This is a genomic window from Paenibacillus sp. WLX2291, assembly GCF_046603665.1.
Lineage (GTDB): Bacteria > Bacillota > Bacilli > Paenibacillales > Paenibacillaceae > Saccharibacillus.
The window spans coordinates 4,635,586-4,657,521 of sequence record NZ_CP176755.1; the positions used below are offsets into that span (position 1 = coordinate 4,635,586).

Here is a 21,936-nt window from a genome sequence, read left to right on the forward strand (position 1 = left end):
ATCATTGAGTAATCATGCGCTGCTGCTCGGGAAAGGCTTGTTTAAATGAAATGAACTTGTCATCTCAAATGTTTGCTGTACTTAGTTGCTGTATTCGCTCACTTCAAAGGTCAAGATTTTATCGAAAATCACATAATCTTTGCGACTGCTGAAGGGACCTTTGTTGTTATCGTGCTTGTCGATCGCATAGGATGCTTTACCTGTACCAGCTTGTTTGGCTTCATACCAAGAGATGAAGTCATTGACCTCAGTCATGCTAAGATCAAATTCTTTTTCCAGCCCAGTGATCATAGTTATAACCAAAATCGCGCGATTGCCGTTTTCTGGCTCTGGAGTTGGAGTCGGGGTAGGCTCTGGTTCAGAAGCTGGAACTGCGCTCATCATCTCCAATTCATCAATACTTACATAAATGCCACCATTGTTTTGAGTAACATTAATACGATATTTGGAAAATTTCTCTGTATTCGCAAAAGTAAATTCGCGCTTCTCTCCTGCTAACCAAGTAGTTTCATTTTCACGATGATCCAATACAATCCATTTGTTATTTTGCTCATCATAAGCTTCGAAATTCCAAACTTTTGGTGCACGATCAATATTTTCTGCTAATCTTGGGGTGATTCCTTTGATCGTATATTTGGAGATAGCGACTGGCTCTGGAAATTGATAAGACAACCAACCTGTAGACGTTCTAGGTTCCCATGTATCTTCATACGATTGGCTAGTAGAACGATTAAATGCTTTGTAAGCTGCATAGAGTGAACTATACTCTTCATTAGCCGATGCTACACCAGATGGAGCAGTATTGGATGTCATTTGTGGAATCAAATTGTTGGAATACTCTGTTGTGGCTGCGAACGAGGCGCTTGTAGGGAAAATAATTAGTGTAATAAGCATTGCCAAGATTAACTTCATTTTCATATGTATCTATCCTTTACTATGTTTTTAAAATTATAGTAGAGCATCCATTAAAATATTGCCAAACATTAAATTCTATAATAGGGATATATGACTAAAATTTACCTAAAACCTAAAAATAAAAATGAGAAGCTACACATTGGATAGGGTAGCCTCTCATTGGGAACTATTTCATCTCATGTGAAATGAGATTGTTATTCTATTTAACTACACTTATTTTTTCAAAAAAGAGGTTACCTTATATCTACAATACAATCGCGATAATTCTCTTGAAAGCCTTAATGTTCCTCCACAACTTCCACTTGCTTCGCCTTAAAATCATTCAACATCGCCCGCACCTCATCCGTCGAACGAGCACTCATCAACTCATTCCGCAGTTCACTCGCCCCACGGAACCCACGTACATAAATCTTGAAAAACCGTGGCAACGGCTTAAACGAACGCGGCTCAATCGCCGAATACTTATCATGCAGATCCATATGCAGCCGCAACAAATCCAGCAATTCCTCACTATTATGCTCTACCGGCTCCACTTCAAAAGCAAATGGATTACTGAAAATTCCCCGTCCGATCATCACGCCATCCACGCCGTACTGCTCCACCAGCTTCAACCCTGCCGCCCGATCCGCAATATCCCCGTTAATCGTCAGCAGCGTCTGCGGCGCAATCTCATCCCGCAACTTCTTGATCTCTGGAATCAGCTCCCAGTGCGCAGGCACCTTGCTCATCTCATCCCGCGTCCGCAAATGAATCGACAGATTCGCAATATCCTGCTGCAAAATATGCGTCAGCCAGCTCCGCCACTCGCCTACTTCACTAAAACCAAGTCGCGTCTTTACACTGACTGGCAATCCGCCAGCTTTTGCCGCTTGAACAATCTCGCCCGCCAGATCGGGACGGCAGATCAGCCCGCTGCCTTTCCCATTCTCGGCAACATTCGGTACAGGACAGCCCATGTTGATGTCGATGCCTTTGAAGCCCTGCTCCGCCATACCAATACTCATCTGGCGGAAAAACTCCGGCTTGTCCCCCCAAATATGAGCCACCATCGGCTGTTCATCCTCGGTGAACATCAATCGCCCGCGCACACTATGGTGCCCCTCCGGGTGACAATAACTCTCCGTATTGGCAAACTCCGTAAAAAACACATCCGGTCTAGCCGCCGCACTCACCACATGACGAAACACCACATCCGTCACATCCTCCATCGGTGCCAGTATAAAAAAAGGCTTCGGTAAATCACGCCAAAAATTGTCTGTCATGTTAAAAATCCTTTCGTTTTGCATATCGCTGTGATTCTTTATCCAGTGTGTATGGATAGTTATTAGACGTATATGATAAATTTCAATTCAAAGATTTTTGCTTAGATTCAGTGAAAATTGTATCACCTTATAGGGTGAAAATCACACTGTAGTAGACATAAGTAGATCAACAGTAACTTTACTGAACTCAACTATTATACTAGATTGTACAACAAAAAAAGAGAATTAATTTAACTCTCTTCACTAACTTATTTATATTCTCGGATTAATTTTGCTAAATCTGTAAGGTATACAATATTCAATCTTGCTTTTCTTTTTAGTACGGTATGTATAAAGCAATACGATTATGCCATACTCTTGCATAGTAGTACTATGCCTTTTCAATTGCGAACTTGTTTAAATTCACCACAACTCGCACATAGCTTTGCTCTTGGCGTTCTTAATGGTTTCCCGCAATAGTGGCAAGACTCACCAAACAAAGAAATCTGATGATGCATGATTGCATTATGATAAACACCTGAAACACCAGTAATTTTCTCATATTCTTTTACAACAGGGCTAAATCTTTCATCCATCGATATTTGCTCTAGTGATAGTCCATGCTTATGTCTAAACTCATCAGTTGCTTTCATACATTCACCGTATAGCTTATACACAATAGGGTACTCTTCTTCATCCAACATCGGCATCTCACATCTGCAACGCCAACACCACATCATTTTCATAGTGTATCACTCCATATTATGGTTAGAATTATAAGCAAACATCTCGAAATAAATGTCATGAAATTTTCTTTTACTAATACATTTACCAAATAAAAGGTACAATCGCCATAACAACGGGCAATCGTCGTAGATCAAAATTATATTTCTTTACTAATAAAACGAATTGATTATTAGTTTTTATCAGAACTCGATACTACCCATGTATAGAGTATCCAGTGTGAAAAAGCAAGCTTTATGATTTGCTCCTATCTTAGATCATTGACTTTATCTTAGGCTTAACTTATGATCAACATAAGATAAACCTAAGATTTATTTTATAGGAGGAATTATGACAATAACTGAAAATCTTTACTGCTCGTATTATACAAAATCTGAGTACATAACTGATTACATGGTAAAAAGGCTACAAGTCCAAAGTGATAGTATTATCCTAGAGCCCTCTGCAGGTGATGGAGTGTTCATTGACCCATTACTAGAAATTGATTCTAACTTGAATATTACTGCTATTGATTTAAATCCTGAGACGGTTACTCTGCTAAAAGGTAAATATTCTAATAATCCAAATATTAAAATACTTGAAGCTGATACCCTATTGGATAATAGCCTCGATCAAAAGGTAATCGTTAATGGATATTATGACAAAATAATTGGAAACCCTCCTTATGGAGCATGGCAGGATTACAAAAAAAGAGAGGAATTAAAGAAACGATATAAGGGTTACTATGTTAAAGAGACTTACACTTTATTCCTATTACGCTGTGTCTCCCTTTTGAGGAGACATGGGACTCTTACTTTTATTATTCCAGATACTTTTCTGAATCTCCATATGCATAAACAATTGAGAGAATACATTCTCTTAAACACGAAGATCAGTGAAATATTAATGATTCCTTCTAACTTTTTTCCTGGAGTTAACTTTGGTTACGCAAATTTAACAATAATTACTGTAAAGAAGTGTAGTAAAGAAGATGCCCTTAATAACACTATCCGTATCATAAGCGGACTGAAAAAAGTTTCTGATATTGAGAATATTACAGAGGAAAAAAACTTAGAAAAGTATAACATCATCAACATTAAACAAAAAGAAGTTTTCGATTCTATCGATATGGCTTTCCTAATAAAATCAGGAGATGATATTCGCCGCTTAATAAACAACTCTGAAACCACATTAGGCGATCTAGCTGATTGTGTAACGGGTTTTTATTCTGGAGATAATAGCAGATTCTTCAAAGTTGCTAATTCACAAGTTAGAAATATTAGTAAATGCGAAGTCATCAAAACAGAGGAAATTAATTATAATTTTATAGATTATCCTGATATTCTTGATGGAATTGATGAACAAAGATGCTTTATCCCTGTAATTAAAGGTAATTCTAAAGGATATTTACGTAAAGATGAATGGTTTCTGAATTGGAGCAAGGAGGCAGTCCAACACTATAAAACAGATAAAAAAGCCAGATTCCAAAATTCGCAGTATTATTTTAGGAAAGGTATAGCATTACCTATGGTTAAGGCATCAAAAGTAAGTGCTAGCTTAATTGATAACAAAGTATTTGATCAGTCAATCGTAGGAGTATTTCCGAAAGATACAAAACATTTATACCTTTTGCTGGCTTTAATTAATTCGGATATTGCTAATACAATTATTCAAACAATCAACCATACTGCAAATAATTCAGCAAATTACATTAAAAAAATTCCGATTGTCATTCCATCCGATACTTTACTCGCAAAAATTAATAAGTTAGTAGAGAACCAGATCTCTCAAATTAAGAAAACTGGTTCTCATGATAAGAATATTGATTTGGAACTTAACAAGATATTTAAAGAATTATACCAAGGATAATTACCACTTCAAATATTGGGCCAGATTTGATTCACAGAGATATTGCATTGTTTCTGGCTCAATATCATTTTCCCAAGTGATATTTTGCATAATCCACTTCTTTAGAGGAAACCCAGTCAGATCTTCAATTTGTTTATAGGTTTGATCACCACAATAAACAGTCCAAACACCTGATTTTTTGAGTGTCTGTAAATAATTATTATTTTCCTCTTCAACAGCTCTTACAAGTATTATGTTATTGTAATTGGAGTTTAGTTTTTTGTAGATGCTCCCCACCATTAATAATCTATTGGTGTTTCCTTTTTCATTTGAGCCGAACCCACTTTTAAAATCAATATTATAATGTGCGCCATTAGATTCAAAATGAAGATCACTTTTTAACTGAATATCTCCCGAAGCAACTAACTCCCAAATCAGATCGAAATACTTAAAAATCTCTTCTTTCTCTGATAGGATAAGCGAAGTTGTGTTTAGGAAGTCAACTACCCCACCAGTTATTATGTCCTTGACATCACCATATGTTGGTGGGTCAAAAAAAGTAATTTTCCTACCTACTGGTAGAGCCCAACAGAGCTTACAAAAAGGCTCCCATAGCTCACCAATTCTCCGAGAAAACGCCATGTAATCATATTTCCACACTCTATTTCTATATTCCAACATAACTACATTAGCCGCATGTGTTAGTAATAAAATCACATGTAAGAACTCATAATTCTCCCAGCCTTTTTCAATCCCTTTTTGTTGTGCTTGGGTGATTAAACTTACCTTATGAGCCTGTATTGATCTATTTAAAAAGCTCGCTAATTTTTTAGTATCTCCATTTTTAGCCTTTGTTAGCAATAAATCTCCTATACCTCTAAATTCTTCTAAAATCTCATCTTTTGTGATCTTTCTACTTATTTTCAAAATATCTTCACCATCCATTTTATAAACTTCTACTATTATACCCTCATATCTGTACCCCATCATAGCAACCGATGACTAATGGATGCTTATGGGTGTATAAACATCGTGCACCACACATGATGATTTATCTGCATTTAAGAGAACGAAGCTAAGAGAATTGGTAGTTAGAGTTGTATCTTTTTAAAAATCCAATTTTTCTAACCATCCTTAATTATAGTCTGTGACGTTCACCTCTATCCTAAACTGTCTAATCTATATAATAGAACACATGCTGCAAATAGAGTAACAATCAATGATTCATCCTGTAAAATAATACATTTTCAAGACTCGATTAACTCGCAAAGCATCTCCTATCCTAAATGGCATATCGCTCCAAAGACTTAAAGATTGTATTTCCGGGTATATTGCTTCAATTCTACAAAGAATCATTAACGTGATGATTCAGAATAGTTACAATGAAAATGAAGTACAGTCATAGTATCTCCAACGGCGCAGGTAGAAGGCTGAACAAGAACTTCACACCTCTACTGATACGAAAGAATAGGACCTTGTAATTGATAAAGAGCATGCTGAAACGGTCAGAAAAATCTAGCATGTTTATGAAGGATGAGACTGGTTTAAAATCATCAATTATCTAGGTGAAAACGAAGCACCAAATCCTTGATCAGGGCGTGAAAAACAGGGGGTTATTCATCTGCTCCTGTTAATTTTATCAACACCGCCACCGACTCCACATGCACCGTATGCGGGAACATATCTCTATATTTCGCTTTCTGTTATATTCGCTGAAACTCTTTATAAATAAAGAGTTTCAGCGATCATTTATTTTGTTTTGCGTTTATTACTTGGCACTTAATATCATTTTTCACATCAATTTCACATCAAAAAATTTAATGGAATACTTTTAAGAAAATCATAGAAACTTTAAATAAGGAACTTCATTCATATTAAGTTTAATAATTAAACAAATTTCATAATAAAAAGACACTGTCTTTGAGACAATGCCTTTAAAGTAGTATTCCTCTTTATCCCACTAGCATGGAGCGATAATATTCGATCATGGATTCTTTCGAAATTATATTATTAGAATTTTCATACTCTGATAAACCCGCTCTAGCATCAATCCACGGACTCTCCAAGTGAGTTAAATTTTCAAGTACTTTCGCATCAAACATACCATATTTATTCCATACATCGTCTAAGAAATCAATCTCTTCACTTTCAAACTTATTCTTATCGATCGTTGTTTTCTCATTGATATTTCCCCAACCATATCTCTTATAGCGACTATACAATGTATAATTGGCTGGACCATGAATCCAAGCTTCAAAATCCTCAGCAAATAATTGCGTTCCTCCTGTTAACGCCAAACGCCACGCTTGAGCATAGTAACAAAGCTTTTGTAATTTTAATTGAGTTATTACACTACCTTCTTCATGCGATTTATTGATAAAGAAAAATGCGATGTCTAAAATACTCTTGGTATGCATGTATTTTTCCTCCTTTTGTAATGAAGGGATATAATTAATATAACCTAAAAGTACACGATTTAGTAGGTCCTTTAGTCTAAATTAATCTTTTTTTAAAATACTTCTTTTAATATTACCTAAAAATTCTTTATCATTTAAATAAAGTAGTCCATATTTATCTTTTGATTTCATTATTTTTTCATACATATAATTTATATAAGGAGTATCGACAACGAGTTGGAATATAGGAATATAAGGCTTAACTTTGACTTCTTTATCCAATACAGCTCTTGCTTGTAAAACATAGCGTTGCTGAAAATATAAAAGAAGTGAAAATTTTCTAAAGCAATAGTCTATGGTTTTTTTATTTAGATCAATACTAACAGAAAGTTTCGCAATATTTTCGTAGTACATATTGGTGTCGATCTCTTTTTCTATAAGTCCTTCTTCTAGTTTTATATAAACCTCTTTAATTAATTCACCATCGAAATTAGTAACTAAAAATTTGATGATGAATCCAACTTGAGCATATTGAGATAATTCTATGCATTTTATTGCCGCTAGATAAATAGAGTAAATTTTAGCTTTTAACTTTATGATATCTTCATCAACTGCTCTAATCATTGGCAAGGGTATTTCAGATAACTTCAAACCAACCTCATTTATTTTTTTGTCAGCTCTTCTGCTTTCTACATGATTCGTTGTCATCTTATAAATAACTTTCGAAAGTAACTTAACATCATTTTTTTCAATAGAGTTCATGATCATTCGATCATATAAAGATAGTATTAATCCAGAATCTTGAGGAGGTTCTAAATTTATTAGATTTATAAATTCATCTAAAAATAAATTAATGAATTCTTGCTTAAAAGCAAGAAAAACAAGTTCATTGAGTGCAGTTCCATAATAATAACTTTTCAAGTCATGTGGATTTAACTTAAGTGTTTTAAGTAACTGCAAAGCTTCTTTTGCTTCTTCAATTCTATTATTTTGGATATTACGTGAAATTAAAGTGATATGGTTTTTCAAAATACTTTTATAAAAATCTTCAAATTCTTTGTATCCTGTGTCATCTCTAACATAAATCCAGAGTAAATTTCATCTTTATATTTTATTCTACGTGGTTCATTAGCAATCAAAGAGACTGTACTACTCCATTTTTCAAAATTATTTTTATAGTCCTGAACCATATTTTTTTCAGTTGCTAAAAATAATAATTGATAAATACTATCTACTGTACGAGAAAGCGGAGAGTAGTATGCTGCCAGTTGTCTCTTAGTATAGGTTATATATGATAAATTAAGATAAATATTCATTTTTTCAATGTTTTTAACAAGCTGATAGTTTAAATTGAAATTATTCATTTGATCTTTTACTACAGATAAGCCTGACATAATAGTGAAAAATAAAAATATTAGCCATAAGTAAATTTTATACTCATAATCTTCAACTTTTATAATAGATGTGTCATTTAATGAAAGAATCAAGCTAATATGTTTTCCTAATATAATTGAGAACAAAGAACTTATTATAAAAGCTAACATTTTATAATTCCAGAAACCATTAAGACTTATAGACAGCGATTTTTGTTCACGATAACTAAAATAAAAAAAAGTAAGCGTTATAGGTATGATAAACACTAGAAATTTAGTACCACTCTTAATCAAAGCAACATAAAGTTTATCTGTTGCTGTTACATCCATTTTAGTTAGGACCGAGCTCGCTATTTCAAAACCATTTTTATCATAACCTATCAAATTTCCTATAATTCCAGTATAAAGTAAACAGAAAAAAAGTATAATAATCCAAGTCGTTAAACTTGAAAGCATGTTTCTAAAAAAATAAATAATAGATATTGGAAAAAAAACCAAAAAAATCAACACTAATTTTTCAGAAAATAACCATGCTAAAAAATACAATCCGATCAATACTAAACCAAATATAATAGGTATTTTTAAAAAACGTTTTAAATTATAGAATAACGCCCATAAAGACCATCCTGTTAGCTTAATTATATAAAAAATGAATTTCAAAAAAACTAATAATATCTTTAAATGAACGCTTTCTTTCTTCCTATCCATTCACTTTGCATCTCCCTAGCCGATATCAGTTTCTAACTTAACAATATAATATTACCATTTTATGTAATTAAAGTAAATAAAGACTTTATTGTATTCATAGATATTAAGTAGTGTATATTGTTAAAAACCTCAATATCTTCCATTATATATAATAATATTTACACCTTACTTTAGTTATATATCTATTTAACTCATATATGTAAAAAAATATCACCACTAATGATTGTACATCTATTAAATTAACAATGTGCTTGTTAATAGCTATTTAATAGGCTGTATCTGAATATACTAAAATACTAAGTTACATTGCAATTAATGCAATGATAAAATACATGAGTTCTAAAAACTACATAGTATATTTGTAAAAGAACTGAAAATCGCTTTTATTTTTTATACAGATAGGAGAATTCGATTGAGAATAATAAATATCACTATTGATGAAAAACATCTAATAGAGTTTTTCTCAGCAGGAATCAAAACTCAAATTTAAGAAATCGAAAATGAATTTGTCTACTGGGATCGCAAAGAATTGATGCGTCGTACGTGCATGAGTTGGACTTTCATCCAGCAAACATTCTTCCACGATCCTCGATTTCCTAAATACAAAGTTAATTCTAAATGGCTATTTCCAGCAACAGAAGCGAGACAATTTCTGACCATGTGGCTGAAAGAACAAGCGAAAGAGGAAAGAAAATGAGCAATTTTTAGGTGTTTAACTTCAATACAAGTGAAGCGAAAATTTCAATTATTGGCGGTCAGCCATGGTTGGTCGCGAAAGATATATGTGCAGCATTGGACATAGACCAAACCCAAACCCGCCGGCTAGATGAAGAAGAAAAGAGGGAGTTTCAACCGACACCCTTCGCGGAACACAATCATTACAAGCTGTAAACGAACCTGGCTTGTACTCTCTAGTACTTGGTAGCCGGAAGCGAAAGAATTCGCTGGATTACTCACGACGTACTTTCATTGATCCACCGCATCGGCATGTACGCCACGGACGAACTGCTGACTAATGATAGAGCAACTAAAAGTTAAAAGGATGTACATTGAACTTACCCCCTTCGCAAAATTTAAATGAACTAAGATTATATTCATGGTTAATAAGTAAATAATAATCAAAAGGAGATGATATGATTGAGTAAATCCAAACCTGTGAAGAAATCTGAAGATAGCAAACTAGTCTTTATTATCATCTGGCACAATTCAATACCACCATCGAATCTTGAAGAATATATGTGATCGTGCTGTTGAATGGAAGATTATTAAGAATAATCCAGTTGCTGATGCAAAGCGCTCCAAGGTTAAAATAAGGACATTGTTCCTTATGATGAACATGAAGTACAACTGCTGCTACATGCGCTTCAGAAGGAAGCTTATCATTGGAGAGTAATGATTACATTAGCGCTCACAACTGGATTGCGACGCGGCGAATTGTTAGGTTTGGAATGGCATCATATTGATATGGATACAGGCACGATAGACGTATCTCAAAGCGTCTCAACTACGGTAGCCGGTATTGCAAAAGTTAAAACTCCTAAAACCAAAAATTCCAAACGAAAAGTAGCTGTTCCTGCATCTGTATTAACAGAGTTGAAAGAATATTATTTGTACCGTCGTAAAGAAAAATTAAAAATTGGCGATGCGTGGCAAGGTGGAGAACGCTTCTTTGTATTTGCACATATTGATGATAAGGCATTTCACCATGAGCGACCCTATCTATGGTTCCGTAAATTTATCCAGAAGAATAATCTACGCTATATTCGCTTTCACGATCTTAGACATACATCAGCAACTCTACTAATCAATCAGGGAGTGCATGCAAAGATCATATCTGAACGTCTCGGTCATGGTAGTATATCGATTACTATGAACATCTATGGTCATGCGCTGCGTTCTGCCGATCAGGCTGCCGCTGATAAACTTGAATCGCTGTTTACCCCAGCACATAATATTCCAAATTAAAGGCGCTCAGAACATCAGTTCTCAGCGCCTTATCTTTCACTTCTATTTGTTTCTTTTATCTCTACATGCTTTACGTTCGCACGTTTTTTTACATCAGTTTTACATCAGCTCATAAAAACATCGTCTGTAATACATGGATTTGAGTCTCTGTATTATTCCATAAAGGCTTATAGAGCAACCATTCTTAAAGCTGTACTAATCACGGACTAATACAGCTACAGATTCTACATGAACTGTATGCGGGAACATATCAACCGGCTGCACTTCCACCGTACGATACCCCCCCACCTCCAATATCTGCAAATCCCGTGCCAGCGTCGACGGATTACACGATACATACACAACCTTCTCCGGCTGCATCTGCAAAATCGTCTCCAGCAACCTCGGATCGCAGCCTTTGCGCGGTGGATCGACCACGATCACGTCCGACGTAATTCCCTGCTCTTTCCAGCGTGGAATCACATCCTCGGAAGCGCCAACCTCAAACTCCACATTGCTCATACCATTCAGCTCAGCATTTTTCCGAGCATCTTCAATCGCTTCATTCACAATCTCCACACCATACACTCGCTCAGCATGTTGTGCGAGGAACAGCGAGATGGTACCGATTCCGCAGTACGCATCAATCACTGTTTCCTTGCCCGTCAATCCAGCATACTGTACCGCCTTCTCATACAATACTTCCGTTTGCACCGGATTCACTTGGTAAAACGACCGCGCCGAGATGGCAAATTTCACATCGCCGATGTAATCGTGGATCACTTCGTTCCCCCACAATACAATCGTCTCATCGCCGAAAATAACGTTCGTTTGCTTCATGTTAATATTCTGGCAAATGCTAACCACCTGCGGCATTTCGGCGCGGATGCGTTCGATCCATTCCGGTTTGCGGGGCAGGCGTTCGCCGTTGGTAACGAGGACGACCATCATCTCATTGGTGCTGAAGCCGACTTTCACTACGACGTGACGCAGGATGCCTTCGCCAGTTTCTTCGTTATACGTCGGGATGCGCAGGTCGCTGCCGATCTGTTTGACTTTATTCACCAGCTGATCGTTGCGACTATCTTGGATCAGGCAGCTTTGCATATCGATGATCCGGTGGCTGCCACGCGCGTAGAAGCCGCCGATCAGGCGACCGTCTTGTTCACCCATCGGTACTTGGGCTTTGTTACGATAACGCCAAGGTTCTGCCATTCCGAGCGTTGGCAGGACACGGATACCCGATGTGGAAGTAGTCTGTTGACGTGGATCAGTAGAAATCGTGTTCTCATAGGCACTCGCAGCATTATTGTTGCCGTGAACGTTATCCATGTCTTGAGTTAACGTAATTTCGTTTATTGTATCTGTAGCTTTGTCTGCTTCATCGCTATTTCCATCCATATTTGTTTGCTCAATAGAGGATGACTCTACTAACACTTTGAGCTTGCCGATCCGCTCCAGATTGTCGATGACGTGCTGGCGTTTCCATTCCAGCTGTGCATGGTAGTTCATATGCTGAATCTGGCAGCCGCCGCATTGGGAGAAAATCGGGCATGGAGCGCTGACGCGATCTGGGCTTTCTTGCAGTAGGGTCAGCATTTTGGCGTAGCCGTACTGCTTTTTCGTTTTGACCACGCGGGCTTGTACCTTTTCGCCGGGCAGTGCGCCGGAGACGAATAGGGTGTAGCCGTCGGCGCGTCCGACGCCTTCGCCTTCGTGGGTCAGTCCGATGATATCCAATTCCAGTTCGTCGTTTTTGGAGACAGGCAGGTTGGCGATTGCCGCCGTTGTAGCTGCCGATTGACGTCGGGGAGCATTATGTTTTTTACCGCCTCTGCGGTTGTTATTATTCATGATTGCTTCTGTTCCACCTTCATTAAATTGATCTGTCCGAAACGTGCATCGACACAGATCGGGGCATAGGATTGTTCCATATGCGTAACTATTAAATTGTATAGAAAACTGCACGACGTTACAATACATATCGCTACTTTACCGACGGATTGTTGGATTTTTATCGACACTTGCACGTAGAAATGCGTCATTTTGCTCGTTCTTGATGACCAAGTAGCGATAGTAAACGGAAAAGCATTCTATGTTTCTACATTTCTTTGTTATACATTCCTTTTTTGTGCATTATGCTATTATCTATTTCTCTTTTCTACATTTCTCTGTTTTGCATTATGCTACTTCTCTACTTTTCTATCCTACATTCTGCTGTTCTCTATCCTTCTCTTACACTCTATTAACTGGAATAGATCGAGCAGAACGTACGGTCAAATCTGCCTGCGAGCAAGTCTTCTTTGCGAATGAAGAAGTGCATATAGCCTGCATCCCACCAGACGAAGCCGATTTGTTGGTCGCTGTCCGCTTCTAGCAGCATGAATACATCGTCTAGCTCCTGCTGCAAGCGCGCCTCATCTCCGCCAAAATGTGGCAATAGCCGTTTGCGATCCTCTTCACTTTTGTACAGATACTTGCCATTGTACCAATACGACGTCGCGATGAGTTCATCGTCACCGTGCTGACCTTCGGCATAGCCGAACAGTTGACCGATTCTATTGTCCGGCTTCCAGTCCATCTCCTCGCTGATGAGCATATAGCTTTCATCGGATTCTTCGGTCAGTGTGTCCTGATCTAACAGATGCAGAGTACTGTAACCATAGTTCGGAAATTCTACATCTGCATGCGCATGGACTTCATATGCTTCAAACTTGATCTGATCTTCTTCCTCCAAAATGGTAAAGTCTTCTTCCTCCTGATACCGCAGCTGAGATACATCATCTCCACTCCAATACAGTACTTGATGTTCAATGTTCTGTGCGGTTTCCCCTTCCCCTACAAAAAAGTATAATATCCCCTGCTTAGGCAATAACGAGCTATGTACACCTTGATATGCTTCATCCTGTATTTCCGCCTGCAACTGGGCAAGGTTCAATTGCGCGATTAAGGTCATCTTATGTCCATCTCGCGTCTGCGGCCATGTCAGCTGCTCTGGCAAATCAGGGGAACCGCCAAAGCGTGAATGTCCGATGCGCTCATGACCTTTTTCACCGCGGATCAATTTCACCACAGGGCGCTGGTGATTGCACAAATAATGCTCTAGCTCAGGCGCTTCGTACTTGTCGAGTAGTTTCTTTAATTCCGCGTCAGGCAGCAGATTCGGGTAATTGGAATACGTGGTCATTGTAGATAACTCCTTTCAAATGTAAGCCTATTGGAAAAAATTCGAATTGTCGTACTGATAGAATCTGTTGGACAACCATTACAAAATAAAGCCTCCGTCGTCCGTATGCTGTTCTTTCTTTGCAGAAATTCAGTATAGGGACGGTGGAAGCTTGAGATGATTTGACTATTCATTACAATCTGAATCTGTTACGGCAATCTTCTATTCTGCAATCTTGTATTCTCATGAAAATTAACGCCACTTACCTTTACAACGGACGATTATCGTTGGCGAAGATGCGCAGCTTGTGCTTGAGCACTTCAAACTTGCCCGGTAGCTTGCCGCCTAATTCTCCGTCGAGATTCAGCATCACACGGTCGTTGTTCGGCGACTCAATCTCTAGCCGACTCGTGCGGAAGTACAGCACCTTCGGATCGCCCAGATGCTCCCCACGCAGCGCCATTGTGACGAGGCGGATAAACTCGGCGAGATTGCAATTTTTCACAGCAATCACATCGAACAATCCATCGTCGATACGCGCGTCAGGTGCCAGCTTTTCAAAACCACCGACGGAGTTCGTATTGGCGACGAGGAAGATCATAAACTGGTCATGGATTGGCTCCATACCTTCCGGGCGGATGATCAGCTCGGTTGGTGCCAGATTGACCATCTTCTCGATGCCCTTCATATAATATGCCATCTGACCGATCATCGTTTTGAGCTTGCTGGGCACTTCATATGTCAGCTCGGTAAAGGAACCGCCACCAGCGATGTTGATAAAATAACGATCGTTCACTTTGCCGATATCAATCGGACGCGTCTGCTGGCGGATGACGAGATCGCAGTACTCTTCCCAATTACGCGAAATGCCCAGCGCACGGGACAGATCGTTTGTCGTTCCCAGCGGGAAGATGCCCAGCGGTGGCGGGTTGTCGTACGCCGCCATCCCGTTGATGACTTCATAGATTGTACCGTCGCCACCTGCGGCGATGATCATATCGTATCCACCGCGTTCAATCGCATCCATCGTGGCGTGGGTTGCATCGTGTTCGCCAGTTGTTGCATGACAGCTCGTTTCGATACCGCCCTGATCCAGACGCTGCAAAATATCCGCCAAGCGGCGGCGCATTTCTTCGCGTCCGGAGGTCGGATTATAGATTAATCTCGCTCTTTTCATTCCATTCTGCCACCTATTGTTGATGTGATAAGCCTGTTGAAGCAGTAATACGGCTACCCGTTCCAGTCAGAGACATGCAAAATAACAGGCTCGGCTATGTTCTATTGTTTCCGTATACGTTCTTGACCTGCACTATGGTTCATCTGCTGCAATAATAGATCCGCTTGTCGCTCCATCCAATGGGACAGACGCGGATGCGGCAGCAGCGCTTCACCAGCATATTGATAGCTTAACCCTTCCAGTCGGCGGGGAATCACGGTATTCAGGAAATAGCCCCGACTCAGAAACAAGGGCGCAACCAGCACCCGATACCCACGATTACTCCATTTGCGCGTCTTCAGCGTCAAGCTGTCAGGATTCAGCAGGGCATAGTCTGCATACGCTGTGCCACTAACATGACCAATTCTTCGCGATAGGGAAGATATGCCTTTCACCCAGCGATGCAGAAAGCCCGGATGGATACTGCCATGACCGACGACCAATACGACTTCACACGCCGGGTCTTCTGACAGGTGCTTGATTTTATCCCAGATCATATGCGCAATATCCTCGTCATCGTCGACCGGATATCCGAAATGAACATTCGCTGTAATCGCAAAAGGCTCCAGATCGGTTTCTTTTTCCGGAGCTTCTTTGATGCCAAGGGCATACCCTATTTCGTCGATATGTGTACTGCCAGAGGATACAAACAGGGGGATAACCAGCAGATCGGTTACCCCTTGATGCTCCAGCTCATTGATTCCATCCTGTATCAATCGCCCCGGCACATTGTCCAGATAGCTGCTGTATACAGGCAAGTCTGCCGGAAAAGATGTAGCGGCGACGGCTTCGTCAATCCAATGCATCCATTCCGACTCCGGCGATCCATGACTAATAATCAATATCCCCGGTTTGCTCATCCGTTATCGTCCCAGACGCTCCAGCGTCATTTTGTAGCCGTCGTTGCCATAGTTCAGGCAGCGTTTTACACGCGAAATGGTTGCCGTGCTTGCGCCGGTTTCCGCTTCGATCTGGTTGTACGTTGCACCTTTGCCAAGCATGCGAGCGACTTCAAGACGCTGAGACAGAGATTGAATTTCGTTTACAGTGCACAGGTCATCGAAAAATATATAGCATTCTTCCAAATTTTTGAGCGTCAGAATCGCTTCGAATAATTGATCTACGCTTTTATCATCAAGTTTTTTAAGTTGCACGATTAGATCATCCCCTACTACGGTTAATGTACCTTCATTGTATAGATTCCCATTTGTTTTTTCAAGCGTTAACGATGTACAGTGTTGCAGAATAACAACGCCGGAATAGTTTGGCTGTGCCGCAGTAAAGCCAAGAACGCGTATGAAAATATGATTATTCTTTTCAATATTCGTTGTCCTTTTCAGCAGGACAGCAAAAAATGCACCGTTCCCTATCTAGCGGCTGATAACAAAGGTCTGTCGGGAAATGCGGCAATCAACGATTTACCGACCTCTGTCCTCATATGATAGACAGTGCTATTATTTTGAAAATAGTTGAGCGTACAGAAGCATCATGAAAACCGAGCGTCACTCTATAGCAACATCCATCATCATACTGATGTCCATTCGGTCATTGATCTTGTCTTGGTTCACAACATGTAAAATAGAAACATTCTATGACATATACATACGCTGCATTTCCATATTGCCATCTTTATCTGGCATTTGTATTCGATATCCGTCCATTCTGTACTTCAGCTTGTTGCCGTTATTTAAACCAGCCTCGCCGTGTGAACAGCAGCATCATCCCGCCGCCCAGTATTAGCATGAGGAACAATATAGCAAAATAGCCGTATTTCCAATGCAGCTCCGGCATATTGTCGAAGTTCATTCCGTAAATGCCCGCGATCAACGTCAACGGCATGAATACGGTCGTAATCACGGTCAATGTCTTCATAATGCCATTCATCCGATTGGAATTGAGCGAAATATAACTATCCCGCAAATCCGACGTCATCTCACGATCCGACTCGATCATATCGGACAGCTTGAGCAAATGATCGTAAATATCGCCAAAATACGAATGATGCTCGTCGACCTTCTGAATATGCTGGGAGTTAATAATCCGGTACATCAGATCGCGCATCGGTACAATCGTCCGGCGCAGCTTGAGCAGTCGTGAGCGCAGGGCGAACACCTGATTGAGCAGCTCATCCACCGCTTCATTCGGACCGAGTTTCTCCAGCGCATCCAATTCATCCTCAATATCGAATACGCATGGAAAATATTCATCGACGATTTTATCGATAATCATATAGGCGACAGCAATCGGTCCGCGCAGCCATTTGGGGCGTTTGCCATCATGGTAGCTCAGCACGCGTTGCCATGCAGTATCAACTTCTTGATGCTGCTCATGATGAAACGAGACAATCAGACGATCGCTAATGAACAGATCGACTTCCTCAGCATTCAATGTATCGCGCTGTACTTTATGCAAAACGAGAAATTGGACATCCCCGTAGTAATCCATCTTGGGACGTTGCAGCAGGTGCATACAATCCTCTACTGCCAGCGGGTGAAAATGAAAAAAGGTGCTTAGTAGCTCCGACTCTTCTTCTGTCGGTCGATCAAAATCGACCCAGCACCAAGCATATTTCTCATGATGAATATCTTCCAGTGGCACATGCTCCACAATAGTATGTTCTGGTGTGATGCCAAGTATGCGTATCAACCGGCTCATCCTCATTTCCTACAAGAATCGCTAATCTTCCGCGAGTATATCACAACTGGATATGCAGCACATAGTCTGGCGCCACAGCGCATAAAAAACCGCCGTCACAGAGCAACGGCGGAATGGTATACGTATCATCGCCTGTCTGACTGACCACTCACCAGAAGTCAGACAGAGGATGATAGCTTATGCAAGGATGTGATTAGAACAGTTTGAACAGCAAGAGATAGATCAGACCGGACAAACCGGCAGCGACCGGAATGGTCACAATCCACGCGATTACGATCCGACCAGCAAGTCCCCACTTCACTTCACGGAAACGCTTGGCAGCACCGACACCGAGAATGGCGGAAGTTACAGCATGCGTTGTACTGACTGGCAAATGAGTCAGTGTCGCAGTGAAGATAACCGTTGCGGACGTTGCATCTGCGGCAAAACCGTTAATCGGTTCGATTTTGAAAATTTTCGTACCCATTGTTTTGATGATTTTCCAACCACCAACCGATGTACCGAGTGCCATCGCGGTTGCAGCAGAGATTTTCACCCATAAAGGGACTTCCAGATGATCCTGCACACCGGCAGCAACCAGCGCGAACGTAATGATCCCCATTGCCTTCTGCGCATCATTCGTACCGTGCGAGAATGACTGTAGTGCTGCGGTCAGAATCTGCATCGTACGGAAGCCTTTGTTGACCGTATGCGGGCTACGCTTGGCGAAGATCCATTTCAGAATATACATGACGATAAAACCCATCACAAATGCGATCAATGGCGACAACAACAAACCTTCAACGATCGTACCGAATCCGCTCCAATTGACCGAATCGGAACCCGCTCCAACGAGTACCGCTCCAGCCAGCGCACCGATCAATGCGTGAGAGGAAGAAGACGGAATACCGAACAACCAGGTCGCCAGGTTCCAGATGATCGCCGCGATCAAGGTCGCGATTACGATCTGAATCCCGTTGTCCAGCTTGGTCGGATCGGCTACACTACCACCAATCGTTTTGGCAACGCCAGTAAAGGTAATCGCACCGACAAAGTTCATCACTGCCGCCATTAGAATGGCGGTACGTGGTGGCAATGCGCGAGTCGATACCGATGTGGCAATCGCATTCGCCGTATCGTGGAAGCCGTTGATAAAGTCAAAGGCGAGCGCCAGGAATACGACAATGCCTAATACCCATAATGAGGTTTCTACCATATTTATTCATCATTCGGTTGTGCTCCCACTCCTATCCACGGGAACCGAATGATCCTACCTCCTTAATTATCGTGAGATTTTGCCCATTCCGCAAAATCATCATGTCTGTAATGGTTCGTTTAAACTGCAATGCTGATGATCACGTTTAGCACAACGGGAGCAGTATACACCGTTCCAGCGGCAAACGAAAAACGAACCACTCTTGTACAGGTCGGTTCGATTTTCCATTCATGATCAGGAGTTGCTCATGATGATGGATTCCAGCATGTTAGCTACATCTTCACAGGCGTCGGTTGTCGTTTCCAAGCGCTCGTAGATTTCTTTGCGTTTGATCAGTTCGATCGGGTCTTTGACGTTAGCGAACAGTTCTTTGATACATTCACGCATTACGTCATCGCCTTGGTTCTCCAGATCGTTCAAACGAATCGTATGCTCGCGGATTGCCAGCAGTTTTTTCTGGGAAAGCAAGTGAATCGCTTTTTGCATCTCATACGCACACTCGCGCAGAATCTCTGCAAAACGGTTAATATATTGGTCAGGCTCACTCAGGTGATACATATCAAAACGGGAAGCACAAGCTTCCATGCCGTCGATTACATCATCCATCGTCGTCGTGAGATCCATAATATCGTCACGTTCCAGCGGTGTAATGAATGTTTTGTTCAGCTCGGTAATGATCGTATGCGTGTAAGTGTCGCACTGATTCTCGTAATCTTTCATCGTTTTGGTGAATTGCTGGATATTGTTCAGACCCGCAACTTGTTCAGCGAAGTAATCTGCGGCCTGTACAATCGTATCCGCCATATTCTCCAGCGTCTCAAAAAAGATATCCTTCTTTTTAATACGCATTCCTCTAACCCCTTTTCACAATTGTGCCGAAACTTGTCGGCAAAATGCATTTTAAACGCATCAAACGCAAATTTGGCTCTGATAGCAACCTTTGTTATCTTATCAATCCGTACACCATTTTGTAAAGAATAGCTTATAAAATCATGCATAATTATCATACAAAAATCATACAACATTCGACGTCTACCCTATACATTACACTTAAAATGGATATTTCATCCATTTCCATCCATTTTTTCACCATCAATTGTAAGATGACTGTTAAATGAGCCGCTGTTCGGCACAATGTTATAGTAGGTCACTCCGGGCACAAATGGCACTTCTTTGCCATCCTGATAAAAGCGGATAACATCGCCGGATTTGCGACTCCATTGTCCCGAAATCATATTGCCTTGTTGAAATAAAATCGCCTCCCCACCAGAATTCATATCCAGACTGAGCCGACCGACATCGTCGAGTACTTTGTAGTCTCCGCCCAGCATGAGTACATTGGCGGCGGTAAGCACCTTACCGGTATTGAGATCGATATGATCCTCACCATTCATCTGACGTTTGTACAAACCAGTTGCTTCATTGTAGAGATAACCAACCTTGTAGCTGTCGAGCAGGAAGCGTAGTTCGATCGTAGTTGCTTGTTCGCGCGCAGTATATGCACTTCGTTCACCAGCAGGACTAGTGTTGCTTACCGTTGGATCAGACATTTCTGTAGCAGTGCCTGCCGTATTGGAATCCATGGCATCTGTTGGCGGCGTTATTGCAGCATCCGTTGCACCAGAATCCCCGGTATCGGTTGATGATGTTGCGGATTGCTCTGCTCCATGCACAAAGGAAAATGTCGGCAAAGTTACCGTTTCGGCATAGCCTTTTTTCTGTGCGGCTTCCCGTAGTTTGACTTCATTTGTGTACAGATTATGCGGAGCCTTGCGACTGGAATCGCGCCAGAAGGGAGCGCTGGCATTGGTGATCTCGTCCAGATGCTCTGTATCATCACGCTGCAAAATAGAATAAGCGTCCGTACTGCCACCAGCATGTACTAGCAAGGCATGAAGCGTATCGCCGATATGAATCAAATACGGACGAATACTGCGTACCGGACCGATCGTGACGTCACCATGATAACTCTGATACACAGCGATCAGCCGCGTAATCCCGCCTTCTGCCAGCACCTCGTACACCATATCCGCCTGTGCTAATCCAGATTGTGGACGCGCGGCAAGCGCATTGTTAATCATTACCGCAATCGGACGTGCATCATCCGGCTGCTCCACATCCAACCCGGTTAACGGTGCAGTATATGCAGGCTGCTGAACAGGTTCTTCCGGGATCGGCTCGGTTGACGGTGTTTGCTCTGGTACGGATACGGCTGGTGGCGCAGGCTGCGCTGCTTCTTCCGACTGGCACGCTGTAAGTACAGCGGCAAGCACCATGATACAGCACCAGCAGCTTCTTTTCAGGGATGACAATGCGTTCATCAGTTCCTCCTTGAATAGCAGAACCGCCATACTCGTATTCATTCCTTCTTGCTGCAATGCTTCGTATAATCTGCCATGTATATCCTTTTCGCTCAGCGCTGTATAGTCAGCGTAGCAGAGCCGGATGAACTTCGCATGAACAGGAATCATGGACAGAAGGGAATGAATGTGCATATTGGTTCTGAATCTAATATGACATATGAAGCTTAAACGAACCTGTAAACGTGCAACTATG

General features: G+C 40.8%; 19 protein-coding genes. 3 read left to right on the forward strand and 16 right to left on the reverse strand.

The genetic code is table 11. From position 1 onward, the window contains the following. Nucleotides 1-81 precede the first annotated feature (81 nt). From ACDE64_RS19900 to ACDE64_RS19910, 3 genes are all read right to left on the reverse strand, one after another. Nucleotides 82-918 carry a hypothetical protein gene (locus ACDE64_RS19900; protein ID WP_411348005.1) on the reverse strand — a complete coding sequence of 279 codons (837 nt, stop codon included), beginning with the start codon at nucleotides 916-918 and terminating at the stop codon, nucleotides 82-84. Between the two features lie 275 nt (nucleotides 919-1,193). Next, nucleotides 1,194-2,177, reverse strand: coding sequence for a tRNA dihydrouridine synthase (locus ACDE64_RS19905; RefSeq protein WP_411348006.1), 984 nt, complete (start codon nucleotides 2,175-2,177; stop codon nucleotides 1,194-1,196). Between the two features lie 380 nt (nucleotides 2,178-2,557). Further along, nucleotides 2,558-2,902, reverse strand: coding sequence for a hypothetical protein (locus ACDE64_RS19910; RefSeq protein WP_411348007.1), 345 nt, complete (start codon nucleotides 2,900-2,902; stop codon nucleotides 2,558-2,560). A 328-nt stretch (nucleotides 2,903-3,230) separates the two neighbouring features. On the opposite strand from ACDE64_RS19910, the gene ACDE64_RS19915 reads away from it, so the two are divergent. Further along, nucleotides 3,231-4,748: an Eco57I restriction-modification methylase domain-containing protein gene (locus ACDE64_RS19915; RefSeq protein WP_411348008.1), complete on the forward strand. Its 1,518-nt coding sequence runs from the start codon at nucleotides 3,231-3,233 to the stop codon at nucleotides 4,746-4,748. On the opposite strand, the gene ACDE64_RS19920 is transcribed toward ACDE64_RS19915, so the two are convergent. The 4 genes from ACDE64_RS19920 to ACDE64_RS19935 all read right to left on the reverse strand — a co-directional run bounded on the left by ACDE64_RS19920 (nucleotide 4,749) and on the right by ACDE64_RS19935 (nucleotide 9,204). Then, nucleotides 4,749-5,672: a hypothetical protein gene (locus ACDE64_RS19920; protein WP_411348009.1), complete on the reverse strand. Its 924-nt coding sequence runs from the start codon at nucleotides 5,670-5,672 to the stop codon at nucleotides 4,749-4,751. A 1,007-nt stretch (nucleotides 5,673-6,679) separates the two neighbouring features. Beyond that, nucleotides 6,680-7,144, reverse strand: a complete 465-nt coding sequence (locus ACDE64_RS19925) for a Panacea domain-containing protein (RefSeq protein WP_411348010.1) — start codon at nucleotides 7,142-7,144, stop codon at nucleotides 6,680-6,682. A gap of 81 nt (nucleotides 7,145-7,225) precedes the next feature. Beyond that, nucleotides 7,226-8,152: a hypothetical protein gene (locus tag ACDE64_RS19930; protein ID WP_411348011.1), complete on the reverse strand. Its 927-nt coding sequence runs from the start codon at nucleotides 8,150-8,152 to the stop codon at nucleotides 7,226-7,228. After that, nucleotides 8,149-9,204, reverse strand: coding sequence for a hypothetical protein (locus ACDE64_RS19935; protein ID WP_411348012.1), 1,056 nt, complete (start codon nucleotides 9,202-9,204; stop codon nucleotides 8,149-8,151). The genes ACDE64_RS19930 and ACDE64_RS19935 overlap by 4 nt, the downstream gene beginning before the upstream one ends. 708 nt (nucleotides 9,205-9,912) lie before the next feature. Here ACDE64_RS19935 and ACDE64_RS19940 point away from each other — a divergent pair. Both ACDE64_RS19940 and ACDE64_RS19945 read left to right on the forward strand, forming a co-directional pair. Continuing rightward, nucleotides 9,913-10,095: a BRO family protein gene (locus tag ACDE64_RS19940; protein WP_411348013.1), complete on the forward strand. Its 183-nt coding sequence runs from the start codon at nucleotides 9,913-9,915 to the stop codon at nucleotides 10,093-10,095. A 459-nt stretch (nucleotides 10,096-10,554) separates the two neighbouring features. Then, complete coding sequence (locus tag ACDE64_RS19945; protein WP_411350351.1) at nucleotides 10,555-11,169, forward strand: site-specific integrase; 615 nt, start codon at nucleotides 10,555-10,557, stop codon at nucleotides 11,167-11,169. A 195-nt stretch (nucleotides 11,170-11,364) separates the two neighbouring features. Here the strand turns inward: ACDE64_RS19945 and rlmD are convergent, their stop codons facing one another. From rlmD to ACDE64_RS19990, 9 genes are all read right to left on the reverse strand, one after another. Beyond that, on the reverse strand, nucleotides 11,365-13,002 hold the full coding sequence (gene rlmD, locus ACDE64_RS19950) for a 23S rRNA (uracil(1939)-C(5))-methyltransferase RlmD (RefSeq protein WP_411348014.1): 1,638 nt from the start codon (nucleotides 13,000-13,002) through the stop codon (nucleotides 11,365-11,367). A 391-nt stretch (nucleotides 13,003-13,393) separates the two neighbouring features. Beyond that, on the reverse strand, nucleotides 13,394-14,335 hold the full coding sequence (locus tag ACDE64_RS19955) for a DUF1963 domain-containing protein (RefSeq protein WP_411348015.1): 942 nt from the start codon (nucleotides 14,333-14,335) through the stop codon (nucleotides 13,394-13,396). A 247-nt stretch (nucleotides 14,336-14,582) separates the two neighbouring features. Next, nucleotides 14,583-15,491 carry a diacylglycerol kinase gene (locus ACDE64_RS19960; protein WP_411348016.1) on the reverse strand — a complete coding sequence of 303 codons (909 nt, stop codon included), beginning with the start codon at nucleotides 15,489-15,491 and terminating at the stop codon, nucleotides 14,583-14,585. A 101-nt stretch (nucleotides 15,492-15,592) separates the two neighbouring features. After that, complete coding sequence (locus ACDE64_RS19965; protein WP_411348017.1) at nucleotides 15,593-16,390, reverse strand: sirohydrochlorin chelatase; 798 nt, start codon at nucleotides 16,388-16,390, stop codon at nucleotides 15,593-15,595. A gap of 3 nt (nucleotides 16,391-16,393) precedes the next feature. Next, complete coding sequence (locus ACDE64_RS19970) at nucleotides 16,394-16,684, reverse strand: YerC/YecD family TrpR-related protein (protein WP_188778663.1); 291 nt, start codon at nucleotides 16,682-16,684, stop codon at nucleotides 16,394-16,396. 529 nt (nucleotides 16,685-17,213) lie between these two features. Continuing rightward, nucleotides 17,214-18,176 carry a magnesium/cobalt transporter CorA gene (gene corA / locus ACDE64_RS19975; protein WP_411350352.1) on the reverse strand — a complete coding sequence of 321 codons (963 nt, stop codon included), beginning with the start codon at nucleotides 18,174-18,176 and terminating at the stop codon, nucleotides 17,214-17,216. 202 nt (nucleotides 18,177-18,378) lie between these two features. Further along, nucleotides 18,379-19,380 carry an anion permease gene (locus ACDE64_RS19980; RefSeq protein ID WP_411343823.1) on the reverse strand — a complete coding sequence of 334 codons (1,002 nt, stop codon included), beginning with the start codon at nucleotides 19,378-19,380 and terminating at the stop codon, nucleotides 18,379-18,381. Between the two features lie 234 nt (nucleotides 19,381-19,614). Next, nucleotides 19,615-20,229 carry a DUF47 domain-containing protein gene (locus ACDE64_RS19985; protein ID WP_411348018.1) on the reverse strand — a complete coding sequence of 205 codons (615 nt, stop codon included), beginning with the start codon at nucleotides 20,227-20,229 and terminating at the stop codon, nucleotides 19,615-19,617. A gap of 215 nt (nucleotides 20,230-20,444) precedes the next feature. Next, the gene (locus tag ACDE64_RS19990; protein WP_411348019.1) at nucleotides 20,445-21,701 is read right to left on the reverse strand and encodes a DUF3048 domain-containing protein; all 1,257 of its coding nucleotides are present in this window, start codon (nucleotides 21,699-21,701) and stop codon (nucleotides 20,445-20,447) included. Between the last annotated feature and the right edge of the window lie 235 nt (nucleotides 21,702-21,936).